Raw genomic sequence first — 19,531 nt, forward strand, 5'->3', positions numbered from 1 at the left:
CGTCACTTTCCGAGGATTTCCTTTTCCTTGGCGGCGAACGCGGCATCGATATCGGCGATGGTGGCGTCGGTCGCCTTCTGCACGTCGGTCTCGTGGCGCTTGCGCTCGTCCTCGGAGAGGCCGTGCTTCTTCTCGTCGGTCTTGAGGTTGTCCATGCCGTCGCGACGCACGTTGCGCACCGCGATCTTGGCCTTCTCGGCATATTGGCCGGCGAGCTTGGCAAGCTCCTTGCGGCGCTCCTCGGTCAGATCGGGGATGGGCAGGCGCAGCGTCTGGCCATCGACGATCGGGTTGAGGCCGAGCCCGGCCGAACGGATCGCCTTGTCGACGGGGCCGACATTGCTCTTGTCCCACACCTGCACCGAAAGCAGCCGCGGCTCAGGCGCGGAGACGGTCGCCAGCTGGCTGATCGGCATGTGCGCGCCATAAACCTCGACCGTCACCGGATCGAGCAGCGACACCGACGCGCGGCCGGTGCGCAGGCCCTGGAGATCATGCTTCAGCGATTCGACGGCGCCGGCCATGCGGCGATCGAGATCGGCCTTGTCATAGGTTGGTCCGGCCATGTCTTACTCCTGTTCCGTCAATGTCTTGGGCTCGATCTCAACCATCGCGTCTGAACTGCGCCGGCGATGTTCGAGCCCCTCATCCTGCTTCAGATTGCCGACGACCGTGGCCACGCCTTCGCCGGCCAGCACCCGGGCGAGATTGCCCTGCTCGCGGATGTTGAACACCACGATCGGGATATCATTGTCGCGACACAGCGCCACCGCCGAGGCGTCCATCACCTTCAGATCATCCGCCAGCACGGTGTTGAAGCTGACCTGATCATAGCGGCGCGCGCCCGGTACCTTCTTGGGATCGGCATCATAGACGCCATCGACCGAGGTGCCCTTGAACAGCGCGTCGCACTTCATCTCGGCGGCGCGGAGCGCGGCGCCGGTGTCGGTGGTGAAGAAGGGGCTGCCGACGCCCGCCGCGAAGATCACGATCCGCCCCTTCTCCAGATGCCGTTCGGCTCGCCTGCGGATATAGGGCTCGCACACCGAGGCCATCGGGATGGCGGACTGGACGCGGGTATCGACGCCGATCTGCTCGAGCGCGTTCTGCACCGCGAGGGCATTCATCACCGTCGCCAGCATGCCCATATAATCGGCGGTGGTCCGCTCGATGCCCTTGGCGGCGGCGGCCAGGCCGCGGAAGATATTGCCCCCGCCGACAACCACGCACAGCTCATGGCCCATGGCGCGGGCATCCGCGATTTCCTGGGCGACGCGGGCGGTGGTCTCGGGATCGATCGACACCCGCCCGTCGCCCATCAGCACCTCCCCGGAGAGCTTCAGCAGGATCCGGTTGAAGCGCGGGCGAGACATGGATGGAGGCGTCCGATCTGCAGCATGAAGGGGGGTTGGGGCGGGCGGCACCTTAGAGGCGCCGTTGCCGGAAAGCAAAGGGTGGCCGGACGGCAAAAGGGCGCCGATCGCATCGCTGCGACCGGCGCCCCTTCCGGTTCGACGATAGCTCAGACGCCAGCGGCGGCGGCGACCTCGGCGGCGAAATCCGACTGCTGCTTCTCGATGCCCTCGCCCAGCTGGAAGCGGACATAGCCCTTCAGCGTGATCGGCGTGCCGGCTTCCTTCGCGGCGGCACTGACCACGTCCTGCACCGGCGTCTTGTTGTCCATGACGAACAGCTGGCTGAGCAGCGCCGCTTCCTTCTTGAACTTGGCGATCGCGCCCTCGACCATCTTCTCGATGATGTTGGCGGGCTTGCCGCTCTCGTTCGCCTTCTCGGCGGCGACGACGCGCTCGCGCTCGATCATCACCGGATCGAGACCCTCGGCATGGAGCGCCTGCGGGTTGGCGGCGGCGATGTGCATGGCGAGCTGCTTGCCCAGCGCCTCCAGCTTGTCGGCCGACGCAGCGGATTCGAGCGCGACCAGCACGCCGATCTTGCCGAGGCCGGGGGCCACAGCATTGTGCACATAGGGCACGATCACGCCCTCGGTGACCGAGATGATCTGCGCGCGGCGGAGCGCCTGATTCTCGCCGATGGTGGCGATATTGGCGGTCAGCTTCTCCTGAACCGTGCCGCCGCCCGGATAGGCGGCCGCGGCCAGCGCCTCGATATTGTCGCCCGTCGCCAGCGCGACCTGGGTCACGTCACGGACGAACTGCTGGAACTGGTCGTTCTTGGCAACGAAGTCGGTCTCGGAATTGACCTCGACGGCAGCGCCCGTGGTGCCGGCGACGGCGACGCCGACCAGGCCCTCGGCGGCCTGACGGCCGGCCTTCTTGGCGGCGGCGGCGAGGCCCTTGGTGCGCAGCCAGTCGATCGCGGCTTCCATGTCGCCGGAGACTTCGGCGAGCGCCTTCTTGCAATCCATCATGCCGGCGCCGGTGCGCTCGCGCAGTTCCTTGACGGTGGCAGCGGTGATCTCCGCCATGGCGAAATCCTTTCGGGCTTGAAATGACGCGGGGCGACTGTGCCAGCCGCCCCGCGATGAAATCCGGCTATCGCCGATCTGTTACGCGAGAGCGGCTTCCGCGGGCGGCTCGTCCATCGCGCCCAGATCCTCGCCGCGCGACGCGCGGTTGCCCTGGTTGCCGCGGGTGGCGGCCTCGGCGATCGCCTCGCAGTAAAGACGGATGGCGCGGCTGGCGTCGTCGTTCGCCGGGATCGGGAAGGCGATGCCGTCGGGCGACACGTTGGAATCGAGGATCGCGACCACCGGGATACCCAGCGTGTTGGCTTCCTTGATCGCCAGCTCTTCCTTGTTGGCGTCGATGACGAACATCACGTCCGGCACGCCGCCCATGTCGCGGATGCCGCCGAGCGACAGCTCGAGCTTGTCGCGCTCACGGGTGAGCTGGAGGACTTCCTTCTTGGTGAAGCCCTGGGTATCGCCCGAAAGCTGCTCCTCGAGGCTCTTGAAGCGCTTGATCGAGTTGGAGATCGTCTTCCAGTTGGTGAGCATGCCGCCCAGCCAGCGATGGTTGACGAAATGCTGGCCCGAACGGCGCGCGGCGTCGGCAATCGGCTCCTGCGCCTGGCGCTTGGTACCGACGAACAGCACCTTGCCGCCGGCCGCGACCGTCTGCGACACGAAATCGAGAGCGCGCGCGAACAGCGGCACGGTCTGCGACAGGTCGATGATGTGGATGCCGTTGCGGTCGCCGAAAATATACGGCTTCATCTTCGGATTCCAGCGATGGGTCTGGTGGCCGAAGTGGGCGCCGGCGTCGAGCAGCGCCTGCATGGAGACGGTGGGAACCGCCATAGGATAATCTCCTTCCGGTTGAACCTCTGCGGAGCAGTGACCGACCGAGATCGGCACCGGGTTATGGCGCTCCGCATGCGGGATGGACGGGCCCCTTACTGGCGGCCGCGACTTAAATCAAGCCTTGTCATAAGAACAAAAAGGGAACATAAGGAACGCATGGCGCCGGCAGGGGGTTGGCGTTCCAGATAAATTCCACGGAAATTCCGTTGGATCGGACGGAGACCGGGCATGGCCCAATTGTTTTCGACGCTGTTTTTCGCCGCTGTGCTCGCTGGCGTCGGCACGCTGATCGTGCGGATGCTGCGCGCCGAGGCCGGGAAGATTCTCGACGCGCTGGCGATGATGCCGCCGCGCCCGGCGCCGCGGCCCTGGCCGTCGCGGGTGCGGCTGGTCGGCATCGCCCGGCCGGCGGCGGTCAGATCGGCCGCGCGGCGCGCAACCGCCTGAACCGCGCATAGCTGCGCACGCTGAACGGGACGGCGAGGACATAGGCAATCGTCAACAGCGTCAGCGTCTCCCACGGCGCGCTGATCAGCGCAGCGCCGATCATCGCGATGACCACCAGCGCGCCGAAACGCACGCCGCGGCGCAAGCGGAGCGAGCCCCAGCTATAGGTCGGCAGCGAAGACGCCAGGAGGAAGGCAGTGAGCGCCGTCCATGGCGCCACCACCCAGATTTCGCGGAACACGTCCATGCCGGTGGCGAGCCACAGATAGATCGGCAGGAACAGGACGCCCGCCCCAGCCGGCGCAGGAACCCCGGTGAGGAAGCCGGCCGCCTTGTGCGGCTTTTGCGAGGCCTCGATCTGGGCGTTGAACCGCGCCAGCCGGAGCGCGCAGCACAGCGCATGGGCGAGCGCGAACAGCCACCCGTAGCGGGGCAGCGCCTGTAGCGACCAGAGATAGATCACCACCGAAGGCGCGACGCCGAAAGCGATCACGTCCGACAGCGAATCGAGCTCGGCACCGAACCGGCTCTCGCCTTTGAGCAGGCGGGCGATGCGGCCGTCGACGCCGTCGAGCACGCCGGCGACGATCATCGTCGCCACCGCCCTCTCCCACTCCCCCGCCACCGCAAACCGGATGCCGGACAGGCCGAAGCAGAGCGCCAGCGCGGTGACCGCGTTGGGCGCGACGGCGCGCAACGGGATGCCGCGCGCCGCCCGGTCCCGCCAGCGCGTGCGCGCCTCGGGGTCCGGCTCGCTCACTGGGCGATCCCCTCGGGCGCGTCGGGTATTCCGGCGACACCAAGGATCGTTTCGCCGGCGATGGTGCGCTGGCCGACGATCACCTGCGGCGCGGTGTCGGCGGGCAGGAACACGTCGACGCGGCTGCCGAAGCGGATCAGCCCGATGCGCTGGCCGGCCGCGACCATGTCCCCGCCCTTGACGAACGGCACGATGCGGCGGGCGACGAGACCGGCGATCTGGGTGAACCCAATGCGCAGCCCCTGCCCGTCCTCGACGAGGATATATTGCCGCTCATTTTCCTCGCTCGCCTTGTCGAGGTCGGCATTCAGGAATTTTCCGGAGACATAGATGACACGCCGGATCGTGCCGCCGATCGGCGCGCGATTGATATGCACGTCGAACACCGACATGAAGATGGAGACACGCGTCAGCGGTTCCTGGCCGAGCCCGTCCGGCCCTTCCAGCTCGCGCGGCACTGGAACGCGCGTGATCATTGTCACCAGCCCGTCGGCCGGCGCCACGATGAACCCCGGCCCGCGCGGCGTGACACGCACCGGATCGCGGAAGAAGGACGCCACCCACAAGGTGATGCCGGCCATCGGCCAGGCGAGCGTTTCCCACGCCATCAGCGCGAAGAACAGCGTGAGGGCGGCGGCGATCACGACATATTTGCGGCCGTCCGGGTGAACGGCGGGCGCGCGATAGCGCACCGTCGGGGTGCCGAGATCCGGCTTTGGAAGGGAGGTCATGGGGCGGCACCCTAAGCGCCTGTCGGGCGGCTGACAATTGCGTGGGTCAATCGCATGGCCCGTTGATCACGACGCTTGCAACCCCTAAGCGGGCGGGGTTTTCCAACCTCCAGCACGGTGGAGCCGATATGGCAAAGATCAAGGTGAAGACCCCGGTCGTCGAGATCGACGGCGACGAGATGACCCGCATCATCTGGGAATGGATTCGCGAACGCCTGATCAAGCCCTATCTCGACATCGACCTGCTCTATTATGATCTCGGCATCGAGAAGCGCGACGAGACCAACGACCGGATCACCATCGACAGCGCCAATGCCATCAAACAATATGGCGTCGGCGTGAAGTGCGCCACGATCACCCCGGACGAGGCCCGCGTCGAGGAATTCGGCCTCAAGAAGATGTGGAAGTCGCCCAACGGCACGATCCGCAACATCCTCGGCGGCGTCGTCTTTCGCGAACCGATCGTGATCCAGAACGTCCCCCGGCTGATTCCGGGCTGGACGGACCCGATCGTCGTCGGCCGCCACGCATTCGGCGACCAGTATCGCGCCACCGATTTCCGCGTGCCCGGCCCCGGCAAGCTTAAGATGGTGTGGACCGGCACCGACGGCCAGCAGATCGAGGAGGAGGTGTTCGACTTCCCGTCCAGCGGCGTCGCCATGGGCATGTACAATCTGGACGAATCGATCCGCGATTTCGCCCGCGCCAGCATGAACTACGCGCTGGACCGCAAGTGGCCTCTCTACCTCTCCACCAAGAACACCATCCTCAAGGCCTATGACGGGCGCTTCAAGGATCTGTTCGCCGAGGTGTTCGACGCCGAGTTCAAGGACAAGTTCGCTGCCGCCGGCATCGTCTACGAACATCGCCTGATCGACGACATGGTCGCCTCCGCGCTCAAGTGGAGCGGCAAGTTCGTCTGGGCCTGCAAGAATTACGATGGCGATGTCCAGTCGGACCAGGTGGCCCAGGGCTTCGGCTCGCTCGGCCTGATGACCTCGGTGCTGATGAGCCCGGACGGCAAGACGATCGAGGCCGAGGCGGCGCACGGCACCGTCACCCGCCATTATCGCATGCACCAGCAGGGCAAGGCGACCTCCACCAATCCGATCGCGTCGATCTTCGCGTGGACCGGCGGTCTCAAGTTCCGCGGCAAGTTTGACGACACGCCCGATGTGGTGCGCTTCGCCGAGACGCTTGAGCGGGTCTGCATCGAGACGGTCGAGGCCGGCCAGATGACGAAGGATCTCGCCATCCTCATCGGCCCGGATCAGGCGTGGATGACCACCGAGCAATTCTTCGAGGCGGTTCGCGCCAATCTCGAAAAGGCGATGGGCGCCTGGAACTGACCTGAGAAACAGCGACAGGATCGGCCGGCATCAAACTGATGCCGGCCGATTTTTTGTTGGATCGCCTGCTTTTATCTACCAAAGGGTAGAAATCCCCAGCCAATGCCGCAAAGATGCCGGCATGGCGTTTCCCCTCAACTCCGCGCATTTCAGCGATGCCGTGCTGATCCTGGGTACCGCGGGCATCGTCATTCCGATTTTCACGCGAGTGCGGGTGAGCCCGGTGATCGGCTTCATCCTCGTCGGCATCCTCGTCGGCCCGCACGGCCTGGGCGCGCTGGTGCCGCGGGCGCCCTGGCTCTATTTCTTCACGATCACCGATACACACGCGATCGAGCCCTATGCCGAGTTCGGCATCGTGCTGTTGCTGTTCACGATCGGGATGGAGCTGTCGTTCAAGCGACTATGGCTGATGCGGCGGATGGTGCTCGGGCTGGGCGTCACCAAATTGCTGGTGTCGGCGGCGGCGATCGGCGCGCTCGTCTATCTGCTCGGCCAGCCGACCGCCGGGGCGCTGGGCCTCGGGCTGGCGCTCGCTCTGTCCTCCACCGCCCTGGTGCTGCCGATGGTCAACACCACCAGCATCGTCGGCACTGCCGCGTTCGCGATGCTGCTGCTGGAGGACCTGGCGCTGGTGCCGATCATCTTCACGCTGGGCACGCTCGCGCCCTATGCCGCCGACCCGGGCTGGGAGGCGATCCTGCGCGCGTTTCTGGTTGGCACGGCGGTGATCGTCAGCCTGATCGCCGCCGGCTATTTCCTGCTCCCGCGCCTGTTTGCGCAGGCGGCCCGGGCGAAAAGCCCCGAGCTGTTCCTTTCGGTCAGCCTGCTCGTCGTGATCATGTCGGCCATTGCCACCACCGCGGCGGGATTGTCGCCGATCGTCGGCGCGCTGCTCTCGGGCATGCTCATCGCCGAGACCGAATATCGCCACCAGGTCGAGACCATCATCGAGCCGTTCAAGGGGCTGGCGCTGGGCGTGTTCCTGCTCACCGTCGGGATGAGCATCGACCTGCGCCAGATCCTCGCCGAATGGGACAAGCTGGCGATGGCGGTGGTCGCGGTGGTGACGATCAAGGCGCTGGTCACCGCCGGGCTGCTGCGGCTGGCCGGCAATCGGCGGGGCATGGCGGCGGAAACCGGTCTGTTGATGTCCTCGCCGTCCGAGACGACGCTGATCGTGCTCAGCGCCGCCGCCGGCGCCCAGCTCATCCAGCCCTCCACCGCCAATTTCTGGCAGACGGTGACGGCGATCGGCCTCACCATCACGCCGATGCTGGCCCGCATCGGCCGGGACGCCGCCCGCCGCGTGGAACGGCGGGAGGCCGTCTCCGCCGATCCGGAACATGCCGAGGAAGGCCCGCCGCGGGCGATCATCATCGGCTTCGGCCGCGTCGGCCAGCTCATCGCCGATATGCTTGACGTGCATGGCCGGCCGTGGGTGGCGGTGGAATCCGATATCGACGCGGTGACGGCGGCGCGCGCCGCGGGGCGGCCGGTGATCTTCGGCGATGCGGCGCGCACGGAGCTGATCGAGCGGCTGCACCTCGACAGCGCCAGCGCGCTGGTCCTGACCATGGACGATCCCGTGCAGCAGGTACGGCTGACGCGCCGCGCCCGGCGGGACTTTCCGAGGCTGACCATCGTCGCCCGCGCCCGTGACGGGCATCACGCCGCCGAACTCTATCGCGCCGGCGCCACCGACGCCGTGCCGGAGCAGCTGGAAAGCTCCCTGCAGCTGTCCGAGGCGGTACTCGTCGATCTCGGCGTGGCGATGGGTCCGGTAATCGCCTCGATCCATGAGAAGCGCGCCGCCCAGCGCGCCGAGATCATGGCACTCGGCAATCTCTCGACGCCGCCGGTCGAGCGCGGACGCCGTCTGCGCGACGCCGCCGGCTAGACTGTCTTCGCCCGGTTCGGCAGCCGCGGCAGCGGCTGTTCGCCGGGTGCCGGCCAGTAATCGCGCGGCAGGGCGCGACCAACCCTGGCGAACGCCGCCTTCACCGCCGGATCAGCGGCCAGCTTCGCCCAGGCGGCGTCAGTCGGAGTCGGAATGAAGAAGAGCTGCGCGCCGCCGGGCTGGAGAAAGGCGATCAGGCGGCTGGCCTGCTCCGCGTCGGACAAGGTGGCAACCGCGGCGGCCGACGCCTCGGCGAAGCGCCCGGTGCACAGCATGGTCTCGATCGCGGCGCCGGGATTGTCGGCGACGCGGATCGCGGCGATGCTCGCCCCGGCCTCGTCCACCCGGCCGAGGCCGTATAGTGCGCAGCCCTCGGCGCGGCGCAGCCAGGCCAGCCCGAACGCGTTGTAGCGCTGCGGATGGGCCAGCCCCTCGCGGGCGACGGCAAGCGCCTCGTCATTGTGGCCAAGATCCTGCAGCCAGCGCGCCAGATAGAGCCGGCCGTTGGCGGCGACCGGCGACTTGTCCGGATCGAGCCTCGCCAGCGCACGCAGCCGATCGAGCGCGCCATCGGCGTTGCCCGAGGCGACCAGCGCCGCGGCGCCATAGAGAACGGCCGTGAAATCATCCTCCCCCATCGCCTCGTCGATCGTCACCTGGCGACTGAGCAGATCGGCATCCTCGTGCCGGTTAAGCATTTCGAACGCCTCGATCGCCTCCCGGCGCGTGCGCGGATCGCCGGCGGCGGTGGCCAGCGCGGAAAGGCTGCGCGAGGCGAAGCGGCCGATCGCCTTCTCGCCGCGCGGACCAAGGCGCTCCTCGATCGCCGGCCACAAGGCCGCGTAGCGGCGCTCGCCGGCCATGCGCAGCAGCTCCTCCGGGCGATCGATGTCGGCGAGGAACGGCTCTGCCTCGCCCGCCTTGCCATCCGCGATCAGCGCGCGCACCGCGTCCCCGGACAGGTCCTGGCTGATGTCGGTGCCGTCGGCGGGCTGCCAGTTGGCGCGGGCGAGCGCCAGCGCGGTGCGATAGCGGCGGGCATAATCGCCCTCGCGGGTCAGCTCGCGCGACAGGCTGGTCCACAGCTGGCTGTTGAAGCCGCCGAGCAGGCGCGGCGCGTCGGTGGCGATGGCGGCGAGCTGGTCGGCGCTGTCGGCGAAACGGCCCTGCGCGGCGGCCAGAAGCAGGCCGAAGCTGCGCACCACCGGATTGTCCGGCGATGCCGCGAGCAGCTCGCGATGGGCGGCGGCACCCTCGTCGAGCCGTCCCACGCGGAGCAGGCAGAGCAGCCGGCCGGCCTGCACCGCCTCATGCTCCCGCCCGGTCGTCTCCCCGAGCAGCGGTTCGAGCGTGGCGAGCGCGGCCGGGCAATCATTGTCGGCGGCGAGCAGCTGAGCCTTTTGCAGCGCGGCGGCGACCTCCATCGGTGCGGCGGCTGCGGCCGCTGGGCCGGAGAGGATCGCGGCCAGGGCGAGGAGGAGAGGCTTAGGCCTCATCCCGCGCCCGGGCCTCGGCGTCGGCGATCCAGGCTTCGACCACCGGCGCGGTCTTCTCGCGCCAGCGGCGGCCGTTGAAGATGCCGTAATGGCCGACACCCTTGGCCATGTAATATTTCTTCAGCTCCTTGGGGAGGCTGGCCGAGATATCCAGCGCCGCCTTGGTCTGGCCGAGGCCGGAGATATCGTCGCGCTCGCCCTCGATGGCGAGGATGGCGACATCGGTGATCGCAGCCGGATCGACGCGGCGGCCGCGATGCAGCAGCTCGCCCTTGGGCAGCGCATGGTGCTGGAAGACGAGATCGATGGTCTGCACGTAGAATTCCGCGGTCATGTCGCAGACCGAGCGATATTCGTCGTAAAAACCCTTGGTCGATTCCGCGCTCTCGCCGTCGCCCGCGACGAGGTGCTTGAACATGCCGTAATGGCTCATCAGGTGGCTGCCGAGGTTCATCGTCATGAACCCGGCCAGCTGCAGGAAGCCCGGATAGACCCGGCGGCCGGCGCCCGGGTAGTAGAGCGGCACCGTCGCCAGCACATTCTGGCGGAACCAGGCCAGCGGGCGGGTCATCGCCATCTCGTTGACGCTGGTCGGCGCCTTGCGGGTGTCGATCGGACCGCCCATCATCGTCAGCGAGCGCGGACGATAGGGGCTCTTCTCCGCCGACAGCACAGCCGTGGCGGCATAGGCCGGCACAGAGGGCTGGCAGACGGCGAGCATGTGCGCGCCCGGCCCGATCTTCTCCAGGAACTCGACGAGATAGTCGATATAGTCGTTGAGGTCGAAGCTGCCGTCTTCGAGCGGCACCAGCTTCGCGTCACGCCAATCGGTGATGTAGACGTCGTGCGTCGCCAGCAGCCGCTCGGCGGTGCCGCGCAGCAGCGTGGCATAATGGCCGGACATCGGCGCCACGATCAGCAGCTTCGGGCCGCCCTCCACCCCTTCCCGGCGAAAGCGCTTGAGCTGGCCGAATGGCTTGCGCAGCACGATCTCCTCATGGATCGGCACGTCCCGGCCGTCGATGGTCGTATGGGTGAAGCCGAAGGCGGGCTTGCCGCGCGCCGCGGCGGCATGGGCGAACACATCGAGGCCCGAGGCGACCAGCGGGCCCATGGCGACATGGCTGAGCGGGTTCACCGGGCTCTGCAGCCATTCGGACCCGAGGTTCGCCATCATGCTCGCCCCGGCGAGCCATGAACGCTGCAGATCATAAGCATTATAGAGCATCTGAAATTCCGTCGTCCCGAGTCTGGCCCCCAAGCCACCCATTTAATGCGCCGCCGCCGCCGCGTCAGAGCCGTTCACGGGCTTAACGCATCATCCTTTCGATCTGTCTAATTATATCGAGCCATCTTTTGCCCATCCCGTTCCGGGACGCGCGCGCCATTGCCCGGGAAATCTGCCGCTGCTAGGGCCTGCCGATGGCCCGGAATCCCAGTCGCGGGGGCGATGCCACGTCCCGTCGTTCCCTCTCCGACCTTCGGCTGGTCTGGCATCATGCGCGCGCCTATCCGATCCAGATCAGCCTCGCGTGCATCGCATTGCTGGTCGCAGCGGCGGCAACGCTCGCCATCCCGTCCGGTTTCCAGCGGGTGATCGACAAGGGCTTCATCGCCAATGGCGGCGATGTCGCCCCCTATTTCCATTATCTGCTGATGATCGTGGCGGTATTGGCGCTGGCGACGGCGGCGCGATTCTACTTCGTGTCGTGGCTGGGCGAGCGGGTGATCGCCGATGTGCGCATCGCCGTGCAGGCCAATCTGCTGACGCTGGCGCCGCGCTTCTTCGAGGAAAACCGCCCCTCGGAAATCGCCTCGCGCCTCACTGCCGACACTGCGATCATCGAGCAGATCATCGGCTCCACGGTGTCGATCGCGCTGCGGAACCTGGTGATGGGCGTGGGCGGGGTGATCTATCTGTTCGCGCTGGCGCCGAAGCTCGCCGCCATGCTGGTGGTCGGCATTCCGGTGGTGGTGGTGCCGCTGATCCTGCTCGGCCGGCGGGTCCGCCACCTGTCGCAGGAGACGCAGACGCGCATCGCCGCCGTCGGCACCATCGCCACCGAGATGCTCGGCGCGATGAAGATCGTGCAGGCATTCGGGCAGGAGCCGCGCGAGGCGGCGCGCTTCGCCGGCGCCGCCGAGGAAGCCTTCGCCACAGCGCGGCGCCGCATCCGCTTCCGCGCCGTGCTGACGGCGATCGTCATCGCGATCATCTTCGGCTCGATCACGCTGGTGATGTGGCAAGGCGCGGTGGACGTGGCGAGCGGCCGGCTGTCCGGCGGCTCGATCGCGGCGTTCGTCATCACCGGCGGGCTGGTTGCCGGCGCGTTCGGCGCGCTGACCGAGGTCTATGGCGATCTGCTGCGCGGCGCCGGCGCCGCCGCCCGCCTTGGCGAGCTGCTTGCCGCCCATGCCGAGATTCGCGCGCCGGCCGCTCCGGTGGCGCTGCCCGCGGCCGGGGCGGGCCGGCTCGCCTTCGAGGACGTCACCTTCCGCTATCCGACCCGCCCTGACGTGTCGGCGCTGGAGAATTTCAGCCTGACGGTGGAGCCCGGCGAGATGCTCGCCGTCGTTGGCCCCTCCGGCGCGGGCAAGTCCACCCTCTTCCAGCTCGCCCAGCGCTTCTATGATCCGGAGGCCGGCCGCTTGACGCTGGACGGCGTCGCCCTGCCCGACGCCGACCCGGCCGCGATCCGCGCGCGCATCGCCATCGTGCCGCAGGAGACGGTGATCTTCGCCGCCTCGGCGCGCGACAATCTCCGCTATGGCCGCTGGGCGGCGACGGATGACGAATTGTGGGCCGCCGCCGCCGCCGCCAATGCGGTGGATTTCCTGCGTGCCTTGCCCGAGGGCCTCGACACATATCTCGGAGAGGGCGGCGCGCGCCTGTCGGGAGGGCAGCGCCAGCGCATCGCCATCGCCCGCGCGATCCTGCGCGACGCGCCGCTGCTCCTGCTCGACGAGGCGACATCCGCGCTCGACGCGGAAAGCGAGCGGCTGGTGCAGCGCGCTCTGGAGTCGCTGATGCAAGGGCGGACGACGATGGTCATCGCCCACCGCCTTGCCACAGTGCGGGCGGCGGATCGGATCATCGTCATGGATCACGGCCGGATCGTCGAACAGGGCCGTCACGACACACTGATCGCGCAGGGCGGCCTTTATGCCCGCCTCGCGCGCCTGCAATTCGAAGGCCTGGCCGCCTGACACGGCACGGGGGCCCGGCGTCGCCGCCGGACCCCTGCCGATCCGGTCAACCCGTCAATAGGTGCCGGAGAAGCTGCGGTTGAGATTGCGACCGCCGCTCCAGTCACTGTCATTGTCGCGGCTGGTCTGATCGTCACCGCTCCCGCCGAACAGCCCGCCGCGGCGCTGCTGCTCGTTATTATCCTGCTCCTCGCGCCACAGGCGTTGGGCCTCGGCGGCGGTCTTGCTGATCGTCACCCGCCCTTCCTCGACCGTTTCCAGCCAAGACGAGGGAATGCTGTGGTGATGGCCGCCGGCCGACTGATCGGTCTTGGTCAGCTTGATGCGGTCGCCGCGCACATGATCGACAGTGCCGACATGCTGGCCGTCGGAGCCGAGCACCTCGGCATGCTCCTTGACCTGTTCCAGCAGCTGGCGCTGGGACTGGCGGCGCGTGCGATAGTTCGAGAACTCGCTCTCGAAGCGCGACTGGTTCTCCCGGCGATAATCTTCATAGTCGCGGTCGAAGGCGTCCATCTGCCGATCGCGCCACGAGCGATAATGATCGTCGCCCGGACCCTGACCCTGGCCCTGACCCTGCTCGGTGCCACGGCCGGAGGAGCGGCCGGCGGAATAAACGCCGAGCCCGCGATCCCCTTCGGACCGGCTGCGGCCCGACTGATCATTCCAGCTCGCGCCGTAGCTTCCGGAGCCTGAGGGGCCGCCGGCGCGGTAGCCGCCCCGGTCGCGGCCCGGGCTTTGGGCGCCGTAATCGCGGCCATAGCCGCGCTCGCGATCGCGACCGCCTTCGTCGCCGTAGCGGGCGTCGTAACGCTCGTCATAGCGGCGGCGACGCTCGGCCTCCTCGTCCCCGAACCAGGAGCGGACCTCGTCGCCAGCGCGATCGAGGAACCCGCGCTCCTCATAGTCATAGTCGGACGGGCGGCCGCCGCGGTCATAATCCGGGCTGCGGTCGCGCCCGGGGCCGGCGCGATAGGCGCCCTCGCGCCCTCGGCCCTGCCCGTAGCGGTCGTAATTGCCTCCGCGGCGATCATCATAACCCATGGCATCTCTCTCCCACGTCTCTGCGGTGATCTGCCGGACCACGCCATCATCGCGGCGCGGGCCCGAGATACGCCGTCAAAAACACGGGAATCGGGGAGCAGGTTCCTCCGCGCGGGGCCGGACGTGGCGGCACGGGGACGGATCGTCCACAGAAAGGAAGGGGGGAGATTTTCGGTCGTTGCATCGCGCCGAGAGCCCCGCTAAGGGGTGCGCACCGGCAGGTACGGGGCTGTAGCTCAGATGGGAGAGCGCTGCAATCGCACTGCAGAGGTCAGGGGTTCGATTCCCCTCAGCTCCACCAAACCCGCCGGATAATCTTCGATCGCCAGTCCGTGGCGCTCCCCCATTCCCCAGAACCCGATACTCCGCGCTCCGCCTGCGGCGGCGCATACTCATCGATTCTTCCGCTTACTGATACAGAAAAAGTTTGAACTCAATACGATTAACGGTTCATATGGATTCATATATTAGACGGGAGACAGGTTGAGGGGAGTGCGATCATGATCGAAACGACGGGCGATGCGTGGTGGGCCCTCCCGTGATCGCGCGCCTTGCCGCCAGCGTCGCCGCCCTGTTCGCGACGCAAAGCCGCAATCCAGAGCTGCTGCGCGAACGGCGCATTGCGCTGTCGCGGATGGTGCCCCTGCTCTACACGATCCTCATCGCCAACACCTGGGGTCTGGCGGTGACGTTCATCGGCAAGGCGCCTTCGCTGGTGACCTTCTATATCCCCGTCGTGCTCAGCCTCGTCTGCTGCGTGCGGCTGGTGCAATGGTGGCCGCGGCGAAACGTCGTACCGCCGCCCGAAGTCATCACGCGCGAGTTGCGGAGCACCGATCGGCTCGGCGTGCTGCTGTCGGCGTGGATCAACGTGTGGTGCTTCACGCTCTTCCCCTATGCCGACGACATCACCAAGGGGCACATCGCGTTCTTCGTGGCGATCACGCTGCTCAGCTCGATGTTCTGCCTGATCGCCGCGCAATCAACCGCGCTGATCGTCGCGTCCCTGGTCGGAATGGCGAACTTCATCTTCTTCATGATGACCGGCAACGCCAATCTGGAGAGCATGGCGGTTACCCTGTTCGTGGTGACGCTGGCGGCGGTGGTCATCGTCATCACCCAGAACCAGCATTTCACCCACATGGTCAACGCCCGCACCGAGGCGCGGCAGAAGCACGAGGAACAGGGCCGGCTGTTGCGCATGATCGACGACATGCCGATCGCGGCGATGACCATCGATCCGGCAAGCTTCGTCATCACCTATGCCAACAAGGCCGCCGTCCGGCTCGTCGAGCAGCTCGAGCATCTGTTGCCGATCAAGGCGAGCGAGCTGGTCGGCACTTCCACCGACATCTTCCATGCCGTGCCGGACCGGCAGCGCCGCATCATCGACGATCCGGCCAGCCTGCCCTTCCATTCCCGCACGCCACTCGGCAACGAGATCGTCGACCTCCAGCTCGCGGCGGTAACCGCCAATGACGGCAGCCGCATCGGGCTGATGCTGACGCTGGCGATCGTCACCAAGGAAGTCGAGGCGGAGCGGCATATCTGGCATCTCGCGCGTTACGACGCCCTTACCCAGCTGGCGAACCGCTCCACCTTCCACGAGGCGCTGCGCCGCCATCTGGAGGCGCGGCTGCCGGCAGCGCTGCTGTTCATCGACCTCGACGGCTTCAAGCTCGTCAACGACACGCGCGGCCATCGCGCCGGCGACCGGCTGCTCGTGCAGGTCGCCGACCGGCTGCGCAGCATCTGCGAGGCGCCGGGCGCCAGCCTCGCCCGGCTCGGCGGTGACGAATTTGCGGTGCTGATACCACACAGCGAGGACGCGGACGCGCGCGCGCTGGCGGTGCGCGTCATCGGCCTGCTCAGCGAGCCCTATGATCTTGACCCCGGTCAGGTGCGAATCGGCGCCTCGGTCGGCATTGCGCTGGCCCCGGAACAGGGCGAAACCGGCGAACTGCTGCTCGCCCGCGCGGATATCGCGCTCTACGCGGCGAAGTCAGCCGGCAAGGGCGTGGCGCTGGTGTTCGCGCCGGAGATGGAGGCGCGCATTCAGGAGCGCGTGCTCCTCGAAGGCCAGCTGCGCGAGGCCTTGCAGGACCGGCAGGGTCTTTCCGTCTTCTATCAGCCGATCGTGTCGATCAAGACCGGTCAGGTGACGGCGCGCGAGGCGCTGGTGCGCTGGTATCATCCGGTGCGCGGCTGGATCCCCCCGTCCGAATTCGTGCCGGTCGCCGAGCAGAGCGGCCTGATCGACGCGCTCGGCGAGTTCGTGCTGACGACGGCCTGCCGCGATGCCGCCTTGTGGGAGGATGGCGCGCGCGTCGCCGTCAACGTCTCGGCCGCCCAGCTCGGCCGCGATCTGGTGGCCCAGCACATCCTGTCGGCGCTGGTCAATTCGCGACTCGCGCCCGATCGGCTGGAGGTCGAGGTCACCGAGACGGCGCTGCTCGACGAGGGCCGCGACGTGATCGGCGACCTGCGTCGCATCCGCGCGCTCGGCGTCCGCGTGGCGCTGGACGATTTCGGCACGGGCTTCTCCTCCCTCGCCCATCTGCGCCTGTTCCCGTTCGACAAGATCAAGATCGACGGTTCCTTCGTGAAGGAGGCGACCAGCCGGCCGGATTGCGCGGCCATCGTCCGCGCCGTCGCCGATCTCGGGCGGCGGCTCGGCGTCACCACCGTTGCCGAGGGCGTCGAGACGCGGGCCCAATATGCCTGCGTCCGCGAGGAGGGCTGTACCGAGGTGCAGGGCTATCTGATCGGCCGCCCCGCTCCCAATGGCGAGGAGGACGAGCTGGAGATGGTCGACAGCTGCCAGGCCTGAGCGGTTGCCAATGCCGGCGCCGGCGGGCATCGCACCGCCATGCCGGACGAGATCGCGCCCATTCCCGCCGCGTCGCTGATCGTGATGCGCGAACGTGTCGGCGGGCCGCCGGAATTGCTGATGCTCGAACGATCGCCGGCGATGCGCTTCGCGGCAGGCGCCCTGGTATTTCCGGGCGGGCGCGTCGAGCCGGCGGATGGGCCGCGCGATAGCGACGCCGCCGCCCGCGTCGCCGCGATCCGCGAGACGATCGAGGAAGCGCGCCTCGCCATCGCCGTGACGCCCGAGCCGGGACCGCCGCAGCTCGCTCGCCTCGCTGAAGGTTTGCGCGGGGGCGGCGCCTTCGCCTCCCTGCTGGCCGCCGAGGGGCTGTCCGCCGATCCGGCGGCACTGGTGCCGTTCGCGCGCTGGCGGCCGAATTTCCACGAGACGCGGGCCTTCGACGCGCGTTTCTATCTCGCCGTCACCACGACATCGGCGCTGCCCGAGCCGGACGGCACGGAATGCGTCGCCGCCTTCTGGGCCAGCGCGGCCGAGATATTGACGAGCGGCCGCCCGATGCTGTTCCCGACGCGGCGCAATCTCGAGCGGCTGGCGCAATTCGCCAGCTTCGCCGAGGCTGTAGCCGACGCCGGGCGCCATCCGCCGCGCCTGATCACGCCCCGCGTCGAGCGCCGCCCGGATGGCGACTGGCTGACCATTCCCGATGACCTCGGCTATCCCGTTACCGCCGAGCCGCTGGCGCGGGCGCGGCGAAGCTGAGGCTGCGCCCGCCTTTCGTCGTGCCGAGCATAACCGGTGCGCTCAGGCCCCCGGCTGCCACAGATCATCGACCACGCCAGCACCGGCATAGGCAATGAGCAGGTCGCTCCCCTCGCCCATGTCCAGTTCGACCGGGCCGTCGACCAGCCAGGCGCCGCCGGATTCGAGCGCCTCGCCGTCCACCGTGCCATGTCCGACGATCGCCACCAGCCATACCGGCCGCCCGGCGGCCGGCGCCAGCGTGCCGCGCTCCTGCCAGCGCCAGCGCTCCAGCACGAAGGCGGGGCCGTCGGCGAGGATCAGATGTCCCGGCCGATGGCGCTCGCGCGCAATGGTCGTCGCGACATAGGGCACGGGATTGGAAACGGCGATACCCTCGTCGAGATGAAGCTCCCGCGGGCGGCCATAATCATAGAGGCGATAGGTGAGGTCGACATTCTGCTGCACCTCGACCAGGGTGAGGCCGGGACCGATCGCGTGGACCGTGCCGGCCGGCGAATAATAGACGTCGCCGACCTTCACCGCCTTCCAGTCGACAAGCTGCTCGATCGAGCCGTCCAGCGCCGCGGCGCGCAGCGCCTCGCGGTCCATCACCTGCAAGGTGCCGATCGCGATCGAGGCGTGCGGCTCTGCGCCGAGCACCACCCACGCCTCGTCCTTGCCGCGCGGATAGCCGGCGGCGCGCGCGGCCGCGTCGTCCGGATGGACCTGGATCGACAGTCGTTCGCTGGTGAACAGATATTTGATGAGCAGCTCCGGCCCCGGATCGGGCTGACCGGGCACCTCAAACCAGATCTCGCCGATCGGCTCGCCGTCCTCCGGTACGTCCCCGAAGCCGGGCAGCAGGTCACGGCGGCCCCAGGGCTTTTCGACGCGCTTGGTTTCGAGACGGACAGCAGGCATCGACGACGACTCCCGGAAACACATTAACAGGAAACACTCTTAACGTCCGAACGTCGTGCAAGGCGATGCGTTTCGTGTCCGTCTTGCGCGCCATGCTGGTGCTCGCGGTGGTCGGCCTGATCGCTCAGGCCTTTTATGCCTTCACCCGCGCCCGCCCGCAGGACATGCCGTGGACGGCGCTCGACCTGCGCCAGCCGATCGGCCTGTTCACCGGCCGCAAGCTGACGGCGCTCGGCGATGCCGAACCGGGCCATTGCCGCGCGCTGCTCGCCGCGGCGGGCGCCCGCGTCACGGCATTGCCGCCACGGCGGGACGGCGCGCGATGCGGCTATGACGATGCCGTGCGGGTCGCCACGGGTGTCACCCTGGCGGCGCCGGCGCCGGGCGTCGCCTGCCCGGTCGCGGCCGCGCTGTTCGTGTGGGAACGCGAGGTGGTGCGTCCCGAGGCGCTCCGCATGTTCGGCGCGGAGCTGCGGCGCATCGATCATTTCGGCAGCTATTCCTGCCGGCGCCTCTATGGCCGCGACAGCGGCGCGTGGAGCGAGCACGCCGCCGCCGACGCGATCGATATCGCCGGCTTCCGGCTCGCGGACGGGCGCCGCATCACCGTGGCGCGGGATTGGCGGCCGGGCGAGAGCGAGGAAAGCCGTCGCCGCGCCGCCTTCCTCCACGCGGTGCGCGACGGGGCCTGCCCGCTGTTCGCAACCACCCTCTCACCCGATTACAACGCCGCCCACCATGATCATCTCCACCTCGACCAGGCGATACGCGGGGCGATGGGCTGGCGTGCCTGCCGATAACCGCGCCGTTAAGGATGCT

General features: G+C 68.0%; 16 protein-coding genes, 1 tRNA gene and 1 pseudogene. 8 read left to right on the forward strand and 10 right to left on the reverse strand.

Annotated elements, in window-relative coordinates:
* Positions 1-2 precede the first annotated feature (2 nt).
* The 4 genes and pseudogenes from frr to rpsB form a co-directional block, all read right to left on the reverse strand.
* Complete coding sequence (gene frr / locus KOF26_RS00220; RefSeq protein WP_216318171.1) at positions 3-566, reverse strand: ribosome recycling factor; 564 nt, start codon at positions 564-566, stop codon at positions 3-5.
* Positions 567-659: 93 nt separating this feature from the next.
* Positions 660-1,373, reverse strand: a pseudogene (pyrH, locus tag KOF26_RS00225) (UMP kinase); the annotation flags it as partial.
* Positions 1,374-1,522: 149 nt separating this feature from the next.
* Positions 1,523-2,446 (reverse strand): translation elongation factor Ts, encoded by a 924-nt coding sequence (gene tsf / locus KOF26_RS00230; RefSeq protein ID WP_216318177.1) that lies wholly within the window; start codon positions 2,444-2,446, stop codon positions 1,523-1,525.
* Between the two features lie 81 nt (positions 2,447-2,527).
* The gene (rpsB, locus tag KOF26_RS00235) at positions 2,528-3,280 is read right to left on the reverse strand and encodes a 30S ribosomal protein S2 (protein ID WP_216318180.1); all 753 of its coding nucleotides are present in this window, start codon (positions 3,278-3,280) and stop codon (positions 2,528-2,530) included.
* Positions 3,281-3,511: 231 nt separating this feature from the next.
* Between rpsB and KOF26_RS00240 the strand changes: the two genes are divergently transcribed.
* Positions 3,512-3,730, forward strand: a complete 219-nt coding sequence (locus KOF26_RS00240) for a hypothetical protein (RefSeq protein WP_216318183.1) — start codon at positions 3,512-3,514, stop codon at positions 3,728-3,730.
* Here KOF26_RS00240 and KOF26_RS00245 read toward each other — a convergent pair.
* Both KOF26_RS00245 and KOF26_RS00250 read right to left on the reverse strand, forming a co-directional pair.
* A complete protein-coding gene (locus KOF26_RS00245) occupies positions 3,699-4,490 on the reverse strand; it encodes a CDP-alcohol phosphatidyltransferase family protein (protein ID WP_216318186.1) in 792 nt (263 codons plus the stop codon). The two genes, KOF26_RS00240 and KOF26_RS00245, sit on opposite strands and share 32 nt — an antisense overlap.
* A complete protein-coding gene (locus KOF26_RS00250; protein ID WP_216318190.1) occupies positions 4,487-5,221 on the reverse strand; it encodes a phosphatidylserine decarboxylase in 735 nt (244 codons plus the stop codon). Before KOF26_RS00250 ends, KOF26_RS00245 begins: the two co-directional genes overlap by 4 nt.
* Before the next feature lie 128 nt (positions 5,222-5,349).
* On the opposite strand from KOF26_RS00250, the gene KOF26_RS00255 reads away from it, so the two are divergent.
* Both KOF26_RS00255 and KOF26_RS00260 read left to right on the forward strand, forming a co-directional pair.
* Positions 5,350-6,570 carry an NADP-dependent isocitrate dehydrogenase gene (locus KOF26_RS00255; RefSeq protein ID WP_216318195.1) on the forward strand — a complete coding sequence of 407 codons (1,221 nt, stop codon included), beginning with the start codon at positions 5,350-5,352 and terminating at the stop codon, positions 6,568-6,570.
* A gap of 121 nt (positions 6,571-6,691) precedes the next feature.
* The gene (locus KOF26_RS00260; protein WP_216318198.1) at positions 6,692-8,470 is read left to right on the forward strand and encodes a cation:proton antiporter domain-containing protein; all 1,779 of its coding nucleotides are present in this window, start codon (positions 6,692-6,694) and stop codon (positions 8,468-8,470) included.
* Here KOF26_RS00260 and KOF26_RS00265 read toward each other — a convergent pair.
* Positions 8,467-9,966 carry a tetratricopeptide repeat protein gene (locus KOF26_RS00265; protein ID WP_216318201.1) on the reverse strand — a complete coding sequence of 500 codons (1,500 nt, stop codon included), beginning with the start codon at positions 9,964-9,966 and terminating at the stop codon, positions 8,467-8,469. The genes KOF26_RS00260 and KOF26_RS00265 overlap by 4 nt on opposite strands.
* Positions 9,956-11,194, reverse strand: coding sequence for a polyhydroxyalkanoate depolymerase (locus KOF26_RS00270; protein WP_216318204.1), 1,239 nt, complete (start codon positions 11,192-11,194; stop codon positions 9,956-9,958). The genes KOF26_RS00265 and KOF26_RS00270 overlap by 11 nt, the downstream gene beginning before the upstream one ends.
* A 194-nt stretch (positions 11,195-11,388) precedes the next feature.
* Between KOF26_RS00270 and KOF26_RS00275 the strand changes: the two genes are divergently transcribed.
* Positions 11,389-13,173: an ABC transporter transmembrane domain-containing protein gene (locus KOF26_RS00275; protein ID WP_216318207.1), complete on the forward strand. Its 1,785-nt coding sequence runs from the start codon at positions 11,389-11,391 to the stop codon at positions 13,171-13,173.
* A gap of 54 nt (positions 13,174-13,227) precedes the next feature.
* Here KOF26_RS00275 and KOF26_RS00280 read toward each other — a convergent pair whose 3' ends face one another.
* The gene (locus KOF26_RS00280; protein WP_216318211.1) at positions 13,228-14,217 is read right to left on the reverse strand and encodes a DUF2171 domain-containing protein; all 990 of its coding nucleotides are present in this window, start codon (positions 14,215-14,217) and stop codon (positions 13,228-13,230) included.
* Positions 14,218-14,442: 225 nt separating this feature from the next.
* Here KOF26_RS00280 and KOF26_RS00285 point away from each other — a divergent pair.
* The 3 genes from KOF26_RS00285 to KOF26_RS00295 all read left to right on the forward strand — a co-directional run bounded on the left by KOF26_RS00285 (position 14,443) and on the right by KOF26_RS00295 (position 17,809).
* Positions 14,443-14,518 (forward strand) — tRNA-Ala (locus tag KOF26_RS00285).
* 1,197 nt (positions 14,519-15,715) lie between these two features.
* Complete coding sequence (locus KOF26_RS17460) at positions 15,716-17,047, forward strand: putative bifunctional diguanylate cyclase/phosphodiesterase (protein ID WP_253200986.1); 1,332 nt, start codon at positions 15,716-15,718, stop codon at positions 17,045-17,047.
* 39 nt (positions 17,048-17,086) lie between these two features.
* Positions 17,087-17,809 (forward strand): NUDIX hydrolase, encoded by a 723-nt coding sequence (locus KOF26_RS00295; protein ID WP_216318220.1) that lies wholly within the window; start codon positions 17,087-17,089, stop codon positions 17,807-17,809.
* Positions 17,810-17,851: 42 nt separating this feature from the next.
* Here KOF26_RS00295 and KOF26_RS00300 read toward each other — a convergent pair whose 3' ends face one another.
* Complete coding sequence (locus KOF26_RS00300) at positions 17,852-18,712, reverse strand: class I mannose-6-phosphate isomerase (RefSeq protein ID WP_216318223.1); 861 nt, start codon at positions 18,710-18,712, stop codon at positions 17,852-17,854.
* A gap of 65 nt (positions 18,713-18,777) precedes the next feature.
* On the opposite strand from KOF26_RS00300, the gene KOF26_RS00305 reads away from it, so the two are divergent.
* The gene (locus tag KOF26_RS00305; RefSeq protein ID WP_216318226.1) at positions 18,778-19,512 is read left to right on the forward strand and encodes an extensin-like domain-containing protein; all 735 of its coding nucleotides are present in this window, start codon (positions 18,778-18,780) and stop codon (positions 19,510-19,512) included.
* The last annotated feature ends 19 nt before the right edge of the window (positions 19,513-19,531 follow it).

Source organism: Sphingomonas quercus (assembly GCF_018863195.1).
Taxonomy (GTDB): Bacteria; Pseudomonadota; Alphaproteobacteria; order Sphingomonadales; family Sphingomonadaceae; genus Solisphingomonas; species Solisphingomonas quercus.

Bases quoted from the DNA above. Each gene is read 5' to 3' on its own strand.
- frr (WP_216318171.1), bottom strand. From the start codon at position 566: ATGGCCGGACCAACCTATGACAAGGCCGATCTCGATCGCCGCATGGCC.
- tsf (WP_216318177.1), bottom strand. From the start codon at position 2,446: ATGGCGGAGATCACCGCTGCCACCGTCAAGGAACTGCGCGAGCGCACC.
- rpsB (WP_216318180.1), bottom strand. From the start codon at position 3,280: ATGGCGGTTCCCACCGTCTCCATGCAGGCGCTGCTCGACGCCGGCGCC.
- KOF26_RS00240 (WP_216318183.1), top strand. From the start codon at position 3,512: ATGGCCCAATTGTTTTCGACGCTGTTTTTCGCCGCTGTGCTCGCTGGC.
- KOF26_RS00250 (WP_216318190.1), bottom strand. From the start codon at position 5,221: ATGACCTCCCTTCCAAAGCCGGATCTCGGCACCCCGACGGTGCGCTAT.
- KOF26_RS00255 (WP_216318195.1), top strand. From the start codon at position 5,350: ATGGCAAAGATCAAGGTGAAGACCCCGGTCGTCGAGATCGACGGCGAC.
- KOF26_RS00260 (WP_216318198.1), top strand. From the start codon at position 6,692: ATGGCGTTTCCCCTCAACTCCGCGCATTTCAGCGATGCCGTGCTGATC.
- KOF26_RS00265 (WP_216318201.1), bottom strand. From the start codon at position 9,966: ATGAGGCCTAAGCCTCTCCTCCTCGCCCTGGCCGCGATCCTCTCCGGC.
- KOF26_RS00270 (WP_216318204.1), bottom strand. From the start codon at position 11,194: ATGCTCTATAATGCTTATGATCTGCAGCGTTCATGGCTCGCCGGGGCG.
- KOF26_RS00275 (WP_216318207.1), top strand. From the start codon at position 11,389: ATGGCCCGGAATCCCAGTCGCGGGGGCGATGCCACGTCCCGTCGTTCC.
- KOF26_RS00280 (WP_216318211.1), bottom strand. From the start codon at position 14,217: ATGGGTTATGATGATCGCCGCGGAGGCAATTACGACCGCTACGGGCAG.
- KOF26_RS17460 (WP_253200986.1), top strand. From the start codon at position 15,716: ATGCTGACGCTGGCGATCGTCACCAAGGAAGTCGAGGCGGAGCGGCAT.
- KOF26_RS00295 (WP_216318220.1), top strand. From the start codon at position 17,087: ATGCCGGACGAGATCGCGCCCATTCCCGCCGCGTCGCTGATCGTGATG.
- KOF26_RS00300 (WP_216318223.1), bottom strand. From the start codon at position 18,712: ATGCCTGCTGTCCGTCTCGAAACCAAGCGCGTCGAAAAGCCCTGGGGC.
- KOF26_RS00305 (WP_216318226.1), top strand. From the start codon at position 18,778: ATGCGTTTCGTGTCCGTCTTGCGCGCCATGCTGGTGCTCGCGGTGGTC.